Annotated in this window: 18 protein-coding genes and 3 tRNA genes; 14 read left to right on the plus strand and 7 right to left on the minus strand. The window is 69.3% G+C overall.

Annotated elements, in window-relative coordinates; all coding sequences use genetic code 11:
• Positions 1–71: 71 nt before the first annotated feature.
• Both gloA2 and hisC read right to left on the minus strand, forming a co-directional pair.
• On the minus strand, positions 72–479 hold the full coding sequence (gene gloA2 / locus UYS_RS0216315) for an SMU1112c/YaeR family gloxylase I-like metalloprotein (protein ID WP_016856591.1): 408 nt from the start codon (positions 477–479) through the stop codon (positions 72–74).
• Between the two features lie 83 nt (positions 480–562).
• Positions 563–1,618 carry a histidinol-phosphate transaminase gene (gene hisC, locus UYS_RS0216320; RefSeq protein ID WP_016856592.1) on the minus strand — a complete coding sequence of 352 codons (1,056 nt, stop codon included), beginning with the start codon at positions 1,616–1,618 and terminating at the stop codon, positions 563–565.
• A 197-nt stretch (positions 1,619–1,815) separates the two neighbouring features.
• Here hisC and UYS_RS0216325 point away from each other — a divergent pair, with 197 nt between their 5' ends.
• From UYS_RS0216325 to mnmH, 4 genes are all read left to right on the plus strand, one after another.
• On the plus strand, positions 1,816–2,265 hold the full coding sequence (locus UYS_RS0216325; protein WP_026068633.1) for a copper resistance protein NlpE N-terminal domain-containing protein: 450 nt from the start codon (positions 1,816–1,818) through the stop codon (positions 2,263–2,265).
• Between the two features lie 99 nt (positions 2,266–2,364).
• Positions 2,365–3,750, plus strand: coding sequence for a DNA repair protein RadA (gene radA / locus UYS_RS0216330; RefSeq protein WP_016856594.1), 1,386 nt, complete (start codon positions 2,365–2,367; stop codon positions 3,748–3,750).
• A gap of 90 nt (positions 3,751–3,840) precedes the next feature.
• The gene (gene selD, locus UYS_RS0216335; protein WP_394601090.1) at positions 3,841–4,881 is read left to right on the plus strand and encodes a selenide, water dikinase SelD; all 1,041 of its coding nucleotides are present in this window, start codon (positions 3,841–3,843) and stop codon (positions 4,879–4,881) included.
• A complete protein-coding gene (gene mnmH, locus UYS_RS0216340) occupies positions 4,878–6,002 on the plus strand; it encodes a tRNA 2-selenouridine(34) synthase MnmH (protein WP_016856596.1) in 1,125 nt (374 codons plus the stop codon). Before selD ends, mnmH begins: the two co-directional genes overlap by 4 nt.
• 15 nt (positions 6,003–6,017) lie before the next feature.
• Here mnmH and UYS_RS0216345 read toward each other — a convergent pair whose 3' ends face one another.
• Positions 6,018–6,707, minus strand: coding sequence for a type 1 glutamine amidotransferase (locus UYS_RS0216345; RefSeq protein ID WP_016856597.1), 690 nt, complete (start codon positions 6,705–6,707; stop codon positions 6,018–6,020).
• A 48-nt stretch (positions 6,708–6,755) separates the two neighbouring features.
• Here UYS_RS0216345 and UYS_RS0216350 point away from each other — a divergent pair, with 48 nt between their 5' ends.
• Entirely contained in the window at positions 6,756–7,049 is a 294-nt protein-coding gene (locus UYS_RS0216350) for an MGMT family protein (protein WP_016856598.1), read from the plus strand.
• A gap of 47 nt (positions 7,050–7,096) precedes the next feature.
• Positions 7,097–7,678: a YjaG family protein gene (locus tag UYS_RS0216355; RefSeq protein WP_016856599.1), complete on the plus strand. Its 582-nt coding sequence runs from the start codon at positions 7,097–7,099 to the stop codon at positions 7,676–7,678.
• A 74-nt stretch (positions 7,679–7,752) separates the two neighbouring features.
• On the opposite strand, the gene hisF is transcribed toward UYS_RS0216355, so the two are convergent.
• The 4 genes from hisF to hisB form a co-directional block, all read right to left on the minus strand.
• Entirely contained in the window at positions 7,753–8,526 is a 774-nt protein-coding gene (gene hisF / locus UYS_RS0216360) for an imidazole glycerol phosphate synthase subunit HisF (RefSeq protein ID WP_016856600.1), read from the minus strand.
• A gap of 4 nt (positions 8,527–8,530) precedes the next feature.
• On the minus strand, positions 8,531–9,283 hold the full coding sequence (hisA, locus tag UYS_RS0216365; protein WP_016856601.1) for a 1-(5-phosphoribosyl)-5-[(5-phosphoribosylamino)methylideneamino]imidazole-4-carboxamide isomerase: 753 nt from the start codon (positions 9,281–9,283) through the stop codon (positions 8,531–8,533).
• A 193-nt stretch (positions 9,284–9,476) separates the two neighbouring features.
• Positions 9,477–10,118 (minus strand): imidazole glycerol phosphate synthase subunit HisH, encoded by a 642-nt coding sequence (hisH, locus tag UYS_RS0216370; RefSeq protein WP_016856602.1) that lies wholly within the window; start codon positions 10,116–10,118, stop codon positions 9,477–9,479.
• 28 nt (positions 10,119–10,146) lie between these two features.
• Positions 10,147–10,740: an imidazoleglycerol-phosphate dehydratase HisB gene (hisB, locus tag UYS_RS0216375; protein WP_016856603.1), complete on the minus strand. Its 594-nt coding sequence runs from the start codon at positions 10,738–10,740 to the stop codon at positions 10,147–10,149.
• Between the two features lie 172 nt (positions 10,741–10,912).
• Here hisB and UYS_RS0216380 point away from each other — a divergent pair, with 172 nt between their 5' ends.
• The 8 genes from UYS_RS0216380 to UYS_RS17635 form a co-directional block, all read left to right on the plus strand.
• Positions 10,913–11,362, plus strand: coding sequence for an acetyl-CoA sensor PanZ family protein (locus UYS_RS0216380; RefSeq protein ID WP_016856604.1), 450 nt, complete (start codon positions 10,913–10,915; stop codon positions 11,360–11,362).
• On the plus strand, positions 11,362–13,704 hold the full coding sequence (locus tag UYS_RS0216385; RefSeq protein WP_016856605.1) for an AsmA family protein: 2,343 nt from the start codon (positions 11,362–11,364) through the stop codon (positions 13,702–13,704). The genes UYS_RS0216380 and UYS_RS0216385 overlap by 1 nt, the downstream gene beginning before the upstream one ends.
• A gap of 68 nt (positions 13,705–13,772) precedes the next feature.
• Positions 13,773–14,888: an A/G-specific adenine glycosylase gene (mutY, locus tag UYS_RS0216390; protein WP_016856606.1), complete on the plus strand. Its 1,116-nt coding sequence runs from the start codon at positions 13,773–13,775 to the stop codon at positions 14,886–14,888.
• Between the two features lie 3 nt (positions 14,889–14,891).
• Complete coding sequence (locus UYS_RS0216395; protein WP_016856607.1) at positions 14,892–15,164, plus strand: oxidative damage protection protein; 273 nt, start codon at positions 14,892–14,894, stop codon at positions 15,162–15,164.
• Positions 15,165–15,257: 93 nt separating this feature from the next.
• Positions 15,258–15,333, plus strand: a tRNA-Phe gene (locus UYS_RS0216400).
• A 3-nt stretch (positions 15,334–15,336) separates the two neighbouring features.
• Positions 15,337–15,411 (plus strand) — tRNA-Gln (locus tag UYS_RS0216405).
• A gap of 95 nt (positions 15,412–15,506) precedes the next feature.
• Positions 15,507–15,582: transfer RNA gene (locus UYS_RS0216410), tRNA-Thr, on the plus strand.
• Positions 15,583–16,088: 506 nt separating this feature from the next.
• Positions 16,089–16,568, plus strand: a 480-nt coding sequence (locus tag UYS_RS17635; protein WP_040478785.1) for a DUF2726 domain-containing protein, incomplete at its 3' end; no start/stop codon positions are given.

The following is a 16,568-nucleotide window of genomic DNA, read 5'->3' on the forward strand; positions in this document are numbered from 1 at the left end:
GCACGCTCGCCAAAAAACGTCCCGTCCTCTGCGAGAGGGCGGGGCGTTTTGGGTTCGAAGGAAACGATGGATCAGTCGGCGACTTCGTAGAGCTCGATCGGCGTGCCGTCGGGATCGGCCAGGAAGGTGAAGCGCGCGCCGGTGTACTCATCGACGCGAATCGGCTCGGGCGTCGCGCCGCGGGCCTCGAGCAGGGAAACACAGGCGTCGAGGTCGGAGGTGGCGAGTGCCAGGTGGCGAAGCCCGCAGGCCTCGGGATAGCTCGGTCGTGGCGGCGGCGAGGGGAAGGAGAACAGCTCGAGCTGAATGCCGCCCGGCAGGCGCAGGTCGAGCTTGTGGCTATCCCGTTCCTCGCGATAGGCCTCGTTGAGGATCTCGGCGTCCATGACCTCGAGGTAGAAGCGTCTGGCGCGGGGGTAGTCGGCGGTGATCAGCGCCACGTGGTGCACGCGGCTCAGGGGCAGTCGTGAGTCGGCCATGGAGGGCTCGTATCGTCGGGAGAGTCGGTCCGGCGGGGCTGGGCGAGGGGCGTCGAGCGACGCCCCTGACGCTCAAGGCCGGATCAGCGGCAGAGTTCTTCCAGCACCTCGACCAGGCTGTCCATCTCGTCCTCGGTGCCGATGGAGATGCGCAGCCAGCCGTTCAGCGCCTCGGTGTTGAAGTGGCGCACCAGCACGCCGCGCTCGCGCAGGCCGACGAACAGCTGGGCGGCATCCTGCTCGGGGTGATGCACCAGCAGGAAGTTGCTCTGCGACGGCAGCACCTGGAAGCCGAGGCTCTCGAGGCGTGTGCGGGTGCGCTCGCGGGTGGTGATCACCGCCTCGCGGCAGGCGTCGAAGTGCTCGCGATCCTCCAGCGCGGCGACGCCGATGGCGCTCGCCAGGCTGTCGACCGGGTAGGAGTTGAAGGAGTCCTTGACCCGCTCCAGGCCCTCGATCAGCTCGCGTGAGCCCACCGCGTAGCCGAGCCGCAGACCGGCCAGGCTGCGCGACTTGGAGAAGGTGCCGGTGACCAGCAGGTTGGGGAAGCGCTCGATCAGCGGGATGCTGCTCTCGCCGCCGAAATCCACGTAGGCCTCGTCGACCAGCACCACCGATTCGGTGAGGCGCTCGAGCAGCGCGGCGATCGCCTCGCGGCCGTGGCCGTGGCCGGTCGGCGCGTTGGGATTGGCGAAGATGGCGCCGCCGGCGTCCGGCGAGAAAGCGTCCAGGTCGACGCGCCAGTCGGCGTCCAGCGGCAGGGTGCGGCGCTCCACGTCGTAGAGCCGGCAGTACACCGGATAGAAGCTGTAGGTGATGGCCGGCATCTCGAGCGGGCGGCCGTTGGCGAAGAAGGCCTGGAAGGCCAGGGCCAGCACCTCGTCGGAGCCGTTGCCGACGAACACCTGGTCGACCCCGACGCCGAACTCCCGGGCCAGCGCCTCGCGCAGGCCGTGCGACTCGGGATCGGGGTAGCGGCGCAGATGGTCGGCCGGAAACTCTCGCAGCACCGTCTCGACGCCCGGCGCCGGCGGATAGGGATTCTCGTTGGTATTCAGCTTGATCAGGCGCTCGCGCGGCTGTTCGCCGGGAACATAGGGCGTCAGCTCGCGGACCTTGGGGCTCCAGAACTTGCTCATCGTCACTTCTCGGATCGTGGGGCAATCGGGTCATGGTCGCCCGCTCGCGGCGCCCGCGCAAGCCGGCTCGCCAGGGGCCGCCGCGCATTGGTGGAACACGGTGGCGTTCGGGCTGTGCGCTGTTCCCACAAGAGGTTATGCTGTGAGGCAGGCTGCCGTGAAAGGCGGCGTCATGCCCATTGGTTAGGAGGACGAATATGCAAATCAGGACGTTGCTGGCCGGTTCCGCGATGCTTGCCCTGCTGGCGGGCTGTGCGGGTGGCCCAGGCGGGCAGGGCACCGAGCCCGGAATGGAGGCGACCCAGAGCACCTACCAGGGCACGCTGCCCTGCCGTAACTGTGAAGGGATCGACCTGAACGTGACCATGATGGGCGATGCCCAGAGCCCTGCCGCGGATCGCACCTTCGATCTGCAGGCCTCCTATCGTGGCCACCCGCAGAACCCGCCGAACGAGAACTACGAAGGTAGCTGGCAGCTGCTCGACGGCACCGCGGACAATCCCGATGCCACCGTCTATGAGCTGACGCCCCAGGGCGAGGGCCAGACCTACTTCTTCCTGCGCCTCGACCCGCAGACCCTGGAACTGATCGACCCCCAGCGTCGCCGTTTCCAGAACAACGAGATGCTGCGCCTGAAGCGCCTGTAAGGCAGCGCAACGCGTAGCAGCGAGGGGCGGCCGACGGGCCGCCCCTCGTCGTTGGGCCCACCGGCCCACCATTCCAGAGCAACCGTCGTCGGACATCCCATGGCCAAAGCGAAAAGCGCCTTCGTGTGCACCGAATGCGGTGCCGAGTACAGCAAGTGGCAGGGGCAGTGCACCAGCTGCCGCGAGTGGAACACCCTGAGCGAGGTCCGGCTGTCGGCCGCCCGCCCCGGCGCGGGCCATGGCGGCGGTGGCGGCTCGGCGGGGCGGGGCGGCTATGCCGGGGCGGTCTCCCGTGAGGTGATCGATCTCGCCAACGTCGACCTCAGCGAGGTGCCGCGGCTGTCCTCGACCTTCGAGGAATTCGACCGGGTGCTGGGCGGCGGCCTGGTGCCGGGCTCGGCGGTGCTGCTGGGCGGCCATCCCGGCGCCGGCAAGTCGACCCTGCTGCTGCAGACCGCCTGCAAGCTGGCCCAGCAGCGCAAGGTGCTCTACGTCACCGGCGAGGAATCGCTGTCCCAGGTGGCGATGCGCGCCCACCGCCTGCAGCTGCCCACCCAGGGCCTGCAGATGCTGGCCGAGACCAGCATCGAGACCATCCTCGGCGTGGCCGAGCGCGAGGGGCCCGATATCCTGATCATCGACTCCATCCAGACCACCCACCTCGAGGACATCTCCTCGGCGCCGGGCGGCGTGGCCCAGGTACGCGAGTCCGCCGCGGCGCTGACCCGCTTCGCCAAGCAGTCCAGCACCGTGCTGCTGCTGGTCGGCCACGTGACCAAGGACGGCACCCTGGCCGGCCCCAAGGTGCTGGAGCACATGATCGACGCCTCGCTGCTGCTCGAGGGCGGCGCCGACTCGCGCTTTCGCACCCTGCGCGGGCAGAAGAACCGCTTCGGCGCGGTCAACGAGCTCGGCGTGTTCGCCATGCTCGAGCACGGCCTCAAGGAGGTGAAGAACCCCAGTGCCATCTTCCTGTCGCGCACCGAGGAGCAGGCGCCCGGCAGCCTGGTGATGGTGGTCTGGGAAGGCACCCGGCCGATCCTGATCGAGGTGCAGGCGCTGCTCGACGACTCGGCGCTGGGCAACCCGCGGCGGGTGGCGGTGGGCGTCGACCAGAATCGCCTGTCCATGCTGCTGGCGGTGCTGCATCGCCACGGCGGGCTGTTCACCGGCGACCAGGACGTGTTCCTCAACGTGGTCGGCGGGGTCAAGGTGCTCGAGACCAGCGCCGACCTGGCGGTGCTGCTGGCGGTGGTGTCGAGCCTGCAGAGCCGGCCGCTGCCGCGCGAGCTGGTGGTGTTCGGCGAGGTCGGCCTGTCCGGCGAGATTCGCCCGGTGCCGAGCGGCCAGGAGCGCATCGTCGAGGCCGCCAAGCACGGCTTCCGGCGCGCCATCGTGCCGCGCGGCAACGCGCCCAAGCACTCGCCCGAGGGCATGGAAGTGGTGCCCGTGGACAAGCTGGCCGATGCGCTGGAAGCGCTCTAGGCGCCCACCCCGCGAAGCGTGAAATCGTCGTCCAGCGACGGGGCGGGGGCGCTGTGATGTAGAATGCCGGAAAACGACGCCAAGGAGACCGTGATGAGTGCCATCCGCCTGACGCAGTACAGCCACGGCGCCGGCTGTGGCTGCAAGATCGCCCCCGACGTCCTCGACGGCATCCTCGCCAAGGCCGGGCCCGGGGCCAGCCACTCGCGGCTGATCGTCGGCAACCAGGGCCGCGAGGACGCCGCCGTCTACGACCTGGGCGACGGCCGCGGCATGATCGCCACCACCGATTTCTTCATGCCGATCGTCGACGATCCCTTCGACTTCGGCCGCATCGCCGCCACCAACGCCATCAGCGACGTCTACGCCATGGGCGGCACGCCGATCATGGCGCTGGGCATCCTCGGCTGGCCGCTCGACAAGCTCGGCGCCGACATCGCCGGCGACGTGGTCGGCGGCGCCCAGGCGGTCTGCCGCGAGCTGGGCCTGGCGCTGGCCGGCGGCCACTCCATCGACGCCCCGGAGCCGATCTTCGGCCTGTCGGTCAACGGCCTGGTCGACCTCGAGCACCTCAAGCTCAACAAGGGCGCCCAGGTCGGCGACCTGCTGTATCTCACCAAGCCGCTGGGCGTGGGCCTGCTGACCACGGCCGAGAAGAAGGGCCTGATCCAGCCCGGCCACCAGGGCCTGGCGCGGCGCACCATGCTCGCCTCCAACCGCATCGGCGCCGAGCTGGCCAAGGTGCCCGGCGTGCACGCCATGACCGACGTCACCGGCTTCGGCCTGGCCGGCCATCTCAGCGAGGTCTGCGAGGCCAGCGGCGTGGCCGCCCGGATCGACTTCCGTCGCCTGCCGCGTCTGGCCGAGGCCGAGTCCTACCGCCGTCAGGGCGCGGTGCCCGGCGGCAGTGCCCGCAACCGCGATGCCCTGGGCAAGGCCCTGCCGGCCATGGACGACGCCCACTGGCAGTGGCTGTGCGACCCGCAGACCTCCGGTGGCCTGCTGCTGTCGGTGCATCCGTCCTGGGAGGACGACGTCGAGCGCGTCGGCCGCCAGTACGGCCTCGAGCTCGAGCCGTTCGGCGAGGTGATCGCCGAGCGCGGCGAGACGCGCATCGAGGTGAAGGGATGAATCTGCCGCTGGTCGAGCCGGACCTCGCGCTGCTGCGCGAGGGTCGGACCCTGATCGACGTGCGTGCCCCGGTGGAGTTCGCCCAGGGCGCGCTGCCCGGGGCGCTCAACCTGCCGCTGATGGACGACGAGGAGCGTCATCTCGTCGGCATCTCCTACAAGCAGCAGGGCCAGCAGGCCGCCATCGAACTGGGCCAGCGGCTGGTCAGCGGCGGCATCAAGGCCGCCCGGGTCGACGCCTGGCGGCGCGAGCTGGAGGCCCATCCCGACGCCATCGTCTACTGCTTCCGCGGCGGGCTGCGCTCCCAGGTCGCCCAGCAGTGGCTGGCCGAGGCCGGCATTACCCGGCCGCGCATCCGCGGCGGCTGGAAGGCCATGCGCCAGGCGCTGTGCGCGCACATCGACGCCGCCGCCGAGCGGCCGATGCTGGTGGTGGGCGGGCTGACCGGCTGCGCCAAGACCTCGCTGATCACCGCCCTGGATCAGGGCCTGGACCTGGAGGGCTGCGCGCGCCACAAGGGCTCGGCCTTCGGCCGTCATCCGCTGCCGGCGCCGTCGCAGATCGACTTCGAGCACGCCATGGGACTGCGGCTGCTGGAGCTGCCCGGGCCGCTGGTGCTGGAGGACGAGTCGCGCCACATCGGCTCGGCCAACGTGCCGCTGACCTTCTGGCGCGGGATGGAGGCCGCCCCGCGGATTCGCGTCGAGATGCCGCTGGACTGGCGCCTGGCGCAGATCCACAAGGACTACATCGACGATCTGTGGGCGGTCTATCGCCAGCAGTTCGGCGACTGGCTGGGCTGGGCGCTGATGCGCAAGCAGCTGTCCGGCGCGCTGGGGCGGCTCAGGAAGCGTCTCGGCGGCGCCCGGCTGGCGCGGCTGCAGCGCCTGCAGGCGCTGGCCTTCCGCGAGCACGAGCGTGGCAATCGCCAGGCCCACGAGGCCTGGCTGGCGCCGCTGCTCACCGAATACTACGACCCCATGTATCGCTACCAGCTGGAGAAGCACGACGACCAGCGCTTCCTCCACGTGGGCGACTGGGACAGCTGCCTGGCCTTCGCCCGCGACTGGGTCGCCGAGGCCGAATCTTCGCCCCGGCCGAGCGCCACCGCCTCGGCCTGAGGCGAGGAGACAGGGTCAGCGCATCGTGGCGTGCCTGGCCCATTGGGTGAGCACCCGGTCGAGCAGCGGTGCCAGGCGGTCGAAGCGCCGCGTATCGTTGAGCATCGCCTCGCGATCCTGGCGATAGGGGCTCTCGGCGTCGCCCTCCGGGCGCGTCAGGTGGTCGAGCATGGCGGTGACGCTCTCGGCGGTGGCCTCCAGATGGCACAGCAGGCCGACCACCCGGCCGGCGTCCCAGGCGAAGCCCTGCAGCGGACTCGCCGCGGTGCCGCCCAGCGGCAGGGCCTCCTCGGGCAGGGCGAAGATCTGGCGATGCCAGGTGAAGGCCTCGAAGCGCTCGGGCAGATCGAAGGGGCTGGCCGCGGCCAGGGTCACGGTCTGCCAGCCGCTCTCGGCCAGGGTGCCGCGGGACACCGGCGCGTCCAGCGCCTCGGCGATGCGGCGGGCGCCGTGGCCGATACCGAGCAGCGGCTGGCGGCCGTCCAGGATGCGCTCGATCAGCTTGCGCTCGCCGCGATCCCAGGCGGCGGGCGCCTCGCCCTCGGGGGCGTCGAGCACGATCAGCGCCTCGACGTCGCCGGGCCGCGGCGGCAGCTCGCCCTCGTCGAGGTGGAACACGGTGTGGCTGTGCCCCATGCTGTCGAGCCAGTCGCCGATGCGGGCGGGTCCCAGATGGGGGCTGTGCTGAAGCAGATGGACGTGCATGCGGGCGGCCTCGCCGATATCAGCAGAAAATCAGGAAAGGCAGGGTACATGAACGCGGCCCTCAAGGAACAGATACTGACCGTGCTGGCCGAGATCCCCCCGGGGCGGGTCACCACCTACGGGCGCATCGCCGCCATGACCGAGGGCGGCACGCCCCGGCTGGTGGCCCGGGCGCTGCGCGAGCTGCCCAGCGGCCACGGCCTGCCGTGGTTCCGGGTGATCACCGCCTCGCGCAAGCTGGCCGACCATCCCGGCGCCGACGAGCAGCGCCGGCGGCTGATCGACGAGGGCGTGGCGTTCGATGCGCGGGGCAGAGTGGCCCCCGAACGGCTCTGGCCTTGAGTGAGCACAGGGACGATGCCGAAACAGCGATATTCCAAGGAGAATCCATGAGCGGTTTCTTTCAGCGTCTGCAGCGGCTCGAGCCGCGCCGTCAGCAGGCCTTCATGGCGGCGCTGTGCGAGCGGCTGCTGCCCAACTACGCCTTCTACGCCGAGGCCACCGGCCATGGCGACCCCAGGGCGCTGCGGGTCGTGCTCGATCTGGTCTGGGAGCGGCTGGCGGTCAAGGACGCGCGCATCGACTTCGACCGCCAGGCCGAGAAGCTGGCCGAGCTGGAGCCGCCGGCCGAGGACGACAGCTTCGGCGCCCGCCGCGCGCTGGAGGCGGTGGTGGCGATCTCGTCGCTGCTCGATACCCTGCGCGGCGACTCGCCGGAGGCGGTGCTGGAAGTCAGCCGCACGTCCCGCGGCGGCGTGCGCGCCTTCATCGAGCTGACCGAGGGCGAGGAGGACGGCGAACGCCTCGCCGCCATCGTGCGCGAGCATCCGCTGATGGAAGACGAGAACGGCTTCCAGGACGCGGTGCTCGAGGCGGTGGAAGGCGAGCTCGGCCGCGACGGCCTCAAGGCCCTGCGCCGGCTGGGCCGCAACGAGGGCGTCAGCAACCTGGGGCTCGGCGGCGAGGAGTAGTCGCCCGCGCGCCGGCCACAACGACGAAGGGCCCGCCAGTTGGCGGGCCCTTCGTGTGTCCGAGCGTGCGACCGTTACAGCCGCATCTCGATCCCGTGCTCGGCCATGTACCGCTTGGCCTCGGGGATGGTGTACTCGCCGAAGTGGAAGATGCTGGCCGCCAGCACCGCGTCGGCGCCGCCGTCCTTCACCCCCTCGACCAGGTGGTCGAGGTTGCCCACGCCGCCGGAGGCGATCACCGGCACGCTCACCGCTTCCGAGATGGCGTGGGTCACGCCGATGTCGAAGCCGATCTTGGTGCCGTCGCGGTCCATGCTGGTCAGCAGCAGCTCGCCGGCGCCCAGGTCGACCATCTTCTTCGCCCACTCCACCGCATCGAGCCCGGTGGGGCGGCGGCCGCCGTGGGTGAAGATCTCCCAGCGCGGCGCCTCGCCTTCCGCGGAGACCTTCTTGGCGTCGATGGCCACCACGATGCACTGGCTGCCGAAGCGCTCGGCGGCCTCGTGCACGAACTCGGGGTTGTGCACGGCGGCGGTGTTGATCGACACCTTGTCGGCGCCGGCGTTGAGCATGGTGCGGATGTCATCGCAGGTGCGGATGCCGCCGCCCACCGTCAGCGGGATGAAGACCTCGCCGGCGATGCGCTCGACCATCTCCACCGTGGTGCCGCGATCCTCGTGGCTGGCGGTGATGTCGAGGAAGGTGATCTCGTCGGCGCCCTGCTGGTTGTAGCGCTGGGCGATCTCCACCGGGTCGCCGGCGTCGCGGATGCCGATGAAGTTCACGCCCTTGACCACCCGGCCGGCATCGACGTCCAGGCAGGGGATGATGCGCTTGGCGAGTCCCATGGTGTCAGCTCCCGTCGCGTTGGCCGGTGAGGCGGTCGCACAGTGCCTGGGCGTCGGCCACGTCCAGGCTGCCTTCGTAGATGGCGCGGCCGGTGATGGCGCCGAGGATGCCCGGCTCGCCGGCGGCGATCAGCTCGCGCAGGTCGTCGAGGTTGGTCACGCCGCCGGAGGCGATCACCGGCAGGCCGCCCTCGCGGGCCAGCTCGGCGGTGGCCTCGACGTTGACGCCGCCCATCATGCCGTCGCGGGCGATGTCGGTGTAGACGATCGAGGACACGCCGTCGTCGGCGAAGCGCTTGGCCAGCTCGGTGGCCTTCAGGGTCGAGACCTCGGCCCAGCCGTCGGTGGCGACGAAGCCGTCGCGGGCATCGAGGCCGACGATCACGTGGCCGGCGAAGGCCTTGCACATCTCGGTGACGAAGGCCGGTTCCTTGACCGCCTTGGTGCCGATGATGACCTGGGACACGCCGGCGTCCAGGTAGTGCTCGATGGTCTCGGCCGAGCGGATGCCGCCGCCGATCTGGATCGGCAGGTTGGGGTAGGCGCGGGCGATGGCGGTGACCGCCTCGCCGTTGACCGGCTCGCCCTCGAAGGCGCCGTTGAGATCGACCAGGTGCAGGCGGCGGGCGCCGGCCTCGACCCAGCGCGCGGCCATGGCCACGGGATCGTCGCCGTAGGTGGTGGCATCGTCCATCCGGCCCTGCTTGAGGCGAACGCACTTGCCGTCCTTGAGATCGATGGCGGGGATTACCAGCATGTCCAGTCCTCTACGGGCGCTCAGCGGGCGCCCTGGAAAGTTGTCGTAGGCGCGGCAGCGGGCGCCCTTGAAGTTGTCTCAGGCGCGTCAGCGGGCGCCTTGGAAATTGTCGCAGGCGCGTCAGCGGGCGCCCTGTAAATTGTAAGGGGCGCGGGGTCGGGCGCCCTTGAACTGTCGCAGGCGTGGTCGCCGCTCAGGGCGTCCACTGCACGAAGTTTTCCAGCAGCCGCAGTCCGGCCCGGGAGCTCTTCTCCGGGTGGAACTGCACGGCGAAGGTGGCATCGCGGCCGGTGGCCACGTGGGCGGTGACGCGGCCGTAGTCGGTGGTGCCGAACACCTGGGCGTCCTCGCCGGCCTCCACGTAGTAGCTGTGCACGAAGTAGAAGTGCTCCCGGTCGTCGATGCCCTTCCACAGCGGGTGGTCGTGGCGCTGGCGCACCAGGTTCCAGCCCATGTGCGGCACCTTCAGGCGATGGTCCATGTCATCGCGCATGTCGGCCGGGAAGCGGCGCACCTGGCCGGTCATGAAGCCCAGGCAGTCGACGCCGCCGTTCTCCTCGCTGCGCTCGTGGAGCATCTGCTGCCCGACGCAGATGCCGAGCAGCGGCTTGGCCTGCTGGGCCAGCAGCTCCTCGACCAGGCCACGCAGCTCGGTGCGCTCGAGCTCGCCCATGCAGTCGCGGATGGCGCCCTGGCCGGGCAGCACCAGGCGCGTGGCGCCCTGGATGCGGCGGGCGTCGCGGGTCACCACCACGTGTTCGTGGGTGACGTGTTCCAGTGCCTTGGCGACGGAATGCAGGTTGCCCATTCCGTAGTCGATGACGGCAATGGTCATGGGACGCTCCTCGTGTCGGTCGGCGGGATCACAGGCTGCCCTTGGTGGACGGCATCTGGCCGGCCATGCGCGGGTCTTCGGCGGCGGCCATGCGCAGCGCCCGGCCGAAGGCCTTGAAGATGGTTTCCGCCTGATGGTGGGCGTTGAAGCCCTTCAGGTTGTCGATGTGCAGGGTGACCTTGGCGTGGTTCACGAAGCCCTGGAAGAACTCCCAGAACAGCTGGGTATCCAGGCGGCCGATGCTGGCGCGGGTGAACTCGACGTCCATGAACAGCCCCGGGCGACCGGAGAAGTCTACCACGACCCGCGACAGCGCCTCGTCGAGCGGCACGTAGGCGTGGCCATAGCGGTAGATGCCGCGCTTGTCGCCGATCGCCAGGTCGAAGGCCTGGCCCAGGGTGATGCCGAGATCCTCGACGGTGTGGTGATCGTCGATGTGCAGATCGCCCACCGCCTTGATCTCCAGGTCGATCATCCCGTGGCGGGCGACCTGGTCGAGCATGTGGTCGAGGAAGGGCACGCCGGTCTCGCAGACCAGCTGGCCCTTGCCGTCGAGGTTCACGGTGACCGTGATCTGAGTTTCCTTGGTGTCGCGGGTGACCGTGGCGATACGCTCGGACATGTCGGGTCTCCAGCGCCTGGGCGCGTGTCGAAATGGGGGTCGCCGTCGGGGCGGAAAGACGGGGCGGCCCCGCCGTTGCAAGGCTGCCATTATAGTGAAACGCTACCCCCATCCGCTACAATGCCCCCACCATGCGGCAGGCCAGGCCTGCCTCTTTCAGGGAGATACCTGCATGCCGGTCACGCTACAGCGCGTCGATCAAGCGATCTGGGAAGCGGATGCCCAGGTGCGCAGCGATCTGACCCGCATCTACGCCGATGCCCCCACCGAGCGCCTGCCGGCTCCGCCCGAGCAATTCGTCGACGATCATCTGGTCGCCGAGCGCTTCTTCTTCTGTGCCCGTTTCAATGACCGCCTGCTGGGGGCGCTGGCCGTATCGCCGGATGACCAGGCCTGGTGGCTGTCGCATCTGTGCGTGCGCGAGACCACCCGCCGCCGCGGCGTCGGCTCGCGGCTGCTGGCCCTCACCGGCGAGGCCGCCCACGCCGATGGCCGCCGGCTGCGCGTACTGTCCTCCCAGCTGCCCATGGCCGACCAGGTGCTGCTGACCCGCATGGGCTACCGGCTGACCCAGGCCGGCGACTACTTCGAAATGGATCTCTCGCCCAAAGGAGCCGGGTAATGAAGCGAATCCTGCGTACCCTGCTGGCCTCCATCGGCGTTCTCGGCCTGGTGCTGGTCGGCGCCGTGGTGTTCATCACCACCTTCTTCGACCCCGACGATCTCAAGCCGCGGCTGGTCGACGTCGTGCGCGAACACAGCGGCCTGGAGCTGGAGCTCGAGGGCCCGCTGAGCTGGTCCTTCTATCCGCGCCTCGGCGTCGGCGTGGCCACCGCCGAGGCGCGCCTGCCCGGCCAGTCCGCCGAGGAGACCCCCTTCGCCGCCTTCGACCACGCCGAGGTCAGCCTGGCCATGGCGCCGCTGCTGCGCGGCGAGATCGCCATCGACGGCCTGACCCTCGACGGCCTCGACCTCGACCTCGAGCGCAACGCCGAGGGCCGCGGCAACTGGGAGGCGCTGATCGAGCGGCTGCGCAACCGCGGCGAACAGGCCGAGTCGGTGCTGGCGCCGGCCAGCGCCGGGCCCAATCCCAGCGCCGATGCCAGCGCCCTGGACGTGGCGCTGAACATCGCCAGCGTGCAGGTGCGCGACGGCCACATCGCCTACCGCGATGCCCAGGCCGGGCGCGACGTCACGTTCTCGGGCGTCGACATCACCGGCAGCAACGTCAATCCCGATCGGCCCTTCCCGCTCAGCGCCAGCCTCGAGGTCGCGCTGCGTGACGAGCCGGGCGCCGAGACGCCGAGCCTGGCCAGCGAGCTGAGCCTCGAGACCCAGGTCAGCCTGGGCCTGGCCGAGGGGCGCCACGTGCTTCAGGGGCTGGCGCTGGAGACCAGCACCCGCCTCGACGGCGCCGACGAGGCCCAGCGGCTCGAGCTCGACGCCGACGAGCTGGTGCTCGACCTCTCCGGCGACCGGGTGCGGGTCAACGGCGGCCTGCTGGAAGCCAGCCTGATGGACGACCGGCTGGGCGAGCAGCGCCTGCCGCTGTCGCTGGCCTTCCGCCTCGACGCCGATCTGGCCGCCCAGAGCGCCCGGCTGAGCGAGCTGGCGCTGAGCGGCCCCGACGGCCTCGACCTCCAGGGCAACCTGGCGCTGACCGAGCTGGCCGAGGCGCCCGCCTACCAGGGCCAGCTGAACCTCGCCGAGCTCTCGCTGCGGCCCTGGCTCGAGCGCTTCGATGCCCTGCCGGACATGGCCGACGACGCGGCCCTGAGCGAGGTGGCGCTGACCAGCCCGATCGAGGGCGACCTGACGCACGTCACCCTCGACGGCCTGAACCTCCAGCTCGACGGCAGCCGCTTCAACGGCCGCCTGGGCGCCCGCCTCGACGGCACCCGTCTGGAGGCCGACCTGCAGGGCGATCGTCTGAACATGGACGACTACCTGCCGGCCAGTGAGCCTTCCGCCGAGACCGCCGGCGGCCCGAGCCTGCCGGGCGTGGGCCGTGCCCTGGCCCAGGACGAACAGCAGGCGCTGCTGCCCGCCGACTGGCTGGCCGCGCTCTCTCTCGACGCCAAGCTGAGCCTCGACGAGCTGATCCTGATGGGCCAGAGCTTCAGCGACGTCAGCCTGACGCTGGCCGGCGACGACGGCCGCCAGCGGCTGGTGAACTTCGCGTCCGGCCTCCATGAGGGCCGCCTCTCGGCCACCGGCGAGCTGGACGCCCGCGAGACGCCGCTGCGCTGGCAGCTGTCGCCGCGGGTCGAGAACCTGCGCCTGGGCTCGCTGCTGACCTCGCTGGGCGAGGAGCCGGCGCCGCTGGAAGGCCAGCTCAACGCCGAGGGCGAGCTGACGACCCGCGGCAACAGCGTGCCCGAGCTCAAGCGCGCCCTGAACGGCCGGCTCGCCACGCGTCTGGCCGAGGGCCGCCTGCCCGGCGTCAACGTCTCCCAGGAGCTGTGCACCACCACCGCACGCCTGGAAGGCGAGAGCACCAGCCGCGACTGGGCGCCGGACACCCGCTTCCAGCGCGCCGAGGCCAGCTTCCGCATCCGCGACGGCGTGGCCGAGAGCGACGACCTCAGCGTCGCCATCCCCGGCATCGGCCTGGGCGGCGAGGGCAGCTTCGACCTGACCAGCGAGCGCTTCGACCTGCGCGCCAACGCCCGTTTCACCGGCGAGGACGTGGACAGCGCCTGCGAGGTCAATCGGCGGCTGGTCGACGTGCCCTTCCCGGTGCGCTGCGAGGGCCAGCTGGGCGGCGACAGCGGCGAGTGGTGCCGCTTCGACCGCGACGCCTTCCGCTCCACGCTGGGCGACCTGCTGCGCGAGGAGGCCTCCCAGCGGGCCAACGACAAGCTGCGCGAGAGCCTCGACGGCGCGATGGAAAAACTCGACGAACGCATCGGCGAGGATTCGCGTCGGGAACTTCGCGACGCCCTCGATGGTCTCTTCAATTGAGCAAGCAATAGCCAGTCCCTGCGCCGACTCTTATAGTCGGCGCTTTTTTTCGTGCCGAGAAAATACCCATGACGGAGACGCCCCCCGCCATCCTGCCTCGCGACACCTTCCAGCAACGCCTGCTCGAGTGGTTCGACGTCCACGGCCGCCACGACCTGCCCTGGCAGCACGAGCGCACCCCCTACCGGGTGTGGGTCTCGGAGATCATGCTGCAGCAGACCCAGGTCACCACCGTGATTCCCTACTTCGAGCGCTTCATGGAACGCTTCCCCGACGTGCGCTCGCTGGCGGCCGCCGAGCAGGACGAGGTGCTGCATCTATGGACCGGGCTCGGCTACTACGCCCGCGGGCGCAACCTGCACAAGGCCGCCCGGGTCGTCGTGGAAGAACACGACGGCGAGTTCCCGGTGCACAGCCTCGACGCCATGGCCGCGCTGCCCGGCATCGGCCGCTCCACCGCCGGCGCGGTGATCGCCCAGAGCACCGGCCAGCGGGCGGTGATCCTCGACGGCAACGTCAAGCGCGTGCTCACGCGGCTGCACGCCGTGGAAGGCTGGCCCGGCCGCCCCGCGGTGGAGCGCGAGCTGTGGGGCCTCGCCGAGCACTACACCCCCGAGCGCCGGGTGGTCGACTTCACCCAGGCGATGATGGACCTGGGCGCCACCCTGTGCCGGCGCGGCCAGCCCGACTGCGAGCGCTGCCCCTTCCATGACGTGTGCGTGGCCCGGGCCCGGGGCGAGCAGAAGCGCTTTCCCGAGTCCAAGCCCAAGAAGGCCATTCCCACCCGCACCACCACCATGCTGCTGCTGCAGGACGAGGCCGGGCGGGTGCTGCTCGAGCAGCGCCCCTCCAGCGGCCTGTGGGGCGGGCTATGGAGCCTGCCGCAGTTCGACACCTCGCTGGAGCTGCGCGCCTGGCTCGACCACCATGCCCCCGGTGCGAGCCTGGAAGCGCCCTGGGAGGCCTTCACCCACGTGTTCAGCCACTTCCGCCTCGAGATCACCCCGCAGCCGGCGCGGGTGAGCCGCCTCGACGGCGTGGGCGAGGCGCGGCGCTGGTTCGATCCCGCCGAGCCGGACAGCATCGGCCTGGCCGCCCCGGTGAAAGGCTTGCTGGACGCGCTGCGCCCCTTCACCCTGAGCGTCCAGGACGCCCCCCATTCTTCCTCATCCCAGGAGCCATGACCGATGAGCCAGACCGTCTTCTGCCGCAAGTATCAGCAAGAACTCGAGGCCCTGCCGTTCCCGCCGCTGCCCGGCAAGAAGGGTCAGGAGATCCAGGCCAGCGTCTCGAAGCAGGCCTGGGAGGAGTGGCAGGCCCTGCAGACCCGCCTGATCAACGAGAAGCACCTCAACATGCTCGAGCCCTCGGCCCGCGAGTACCTGATGGAGCAGCTGGAGCGCTTCCTCGATAACGAGCAGACCGATCAGGCGGAAGGCTACGTGCCGCCCGAAAAGTAGGCGTGACGGGGCCTGCGGCCGTCTTCCAACTTTTTGAATCGAAAAGAGTTGACGACAGCGGGCCATTACGGTTTAATACGCACCGTTGGCGAGGGCCAGATAGCTCAGTCGGTAGAGCAGGGGATTGAAAATCCCCGTGTCGGCGGTTCGATTCCGTCTCTGGCCACCACGTTGGGGTATAGCCAAGCGGTAAGGCACCGGTTTTTGGTATCGGCATGCGCAGGTTCGAATCCTGCTACCCCAGCCACGCCAACATAAGTTTTCGAGAAGCCGTGAACGAAGGTTCACGGTTTTTCTCGCTCAGGAGGGCACGCTCCTCCTGCAGTGGTTGCAAGCGCCGTTGCCGGCATAGCTCAGTTGGTAGAGCAACTGACTTGTAATCAGTAGGTCCCGGGTTCGACTCCTGGTGCCGGCACCATTTGCTTTCACTGTGTTAGCGACATGAGAACCGCCCCTCGAAGGCGGTTTTTTTGTGTCTGCACGATGCGTCGCGCAACTATTCCCAGCCCCTTCGCCGGCGGCGGGTGTGGATATCCTTCCTTCGGGCAAAAAAACGGCCCGCCAGACGGCGAGCCGGAATCTCGGCATTTCCCAAGCCAGATCCATATCACGTGTCACCTCGTGATAGGGCCCATCCTATCCCCGGTTTCTTGCAACCGTGTGACGGCCGGCAAGCCTGAGCCGCACCATGACGCCGAGAAGGCCGTGACGGCGCCTGTGAAGCCGCTGTGGTGGCGCTGGGAGACCCTGACCGCCATCCCCTTCGACTATGCCCGTTCGGCCGCGCCACGTTGTCAGAGTATCCGGTGAGGGCTAAATTACCTTCAGTCCTGATGCCCGATAAGGCCGATAGGAAGAATGCCCGCGTCGAGCGTGTCATCACCTGGCTGTGGACAACGACGATAAACTACGGAGGGGCGGGCCATGGAACAGGCCATGCAGGAACTCACGAATACTGCCGTGAAGTTCGCCATCTATGGGGTGCTGTTCATGGCAGCCCTCACCATCCTCAAGATCATCTTCTACCGCTCTTCCCTCGGTAAGCTGCTGGGCTCGGGAAACAGGCGACGACGCGATCGGCGTCGCCGGAAGGCCGAGGATGCCTCCCAGCCACCCAAAGTGCCGGTGGTGAACCCTGAAGCCAAGCGAGAGAAAAGCGACCGGAACTACTCGGAAGAACTGATGGACCAGGGCGATGCCTATATCGCCCGTACCCACCTGATGACCCCCACCGAGCGTGACGTCTTCAAGGTGCTCAAAAAGGCCTATGGGGACAAGTATCACATCTGCTGCCAAGTTCGCGTTGTGGACATCATTCAGCCGAATACGTCGAAGTATCACGCCAAAAGCAAAGAATACATGTCGCTCTTTAGGCAGTTGTCGCAGTGGCATTTTGATTATGTG

This window comes from Halomonas smyrnensis AAD6 (assembly GCF_000265245.1).
Lineage (GTDB): Bacteria > Pseudomonadota > Gammaproteobacteria > Pseudomonadales > Halomonadaceae > Halomonas > Halomonas smyrnensis.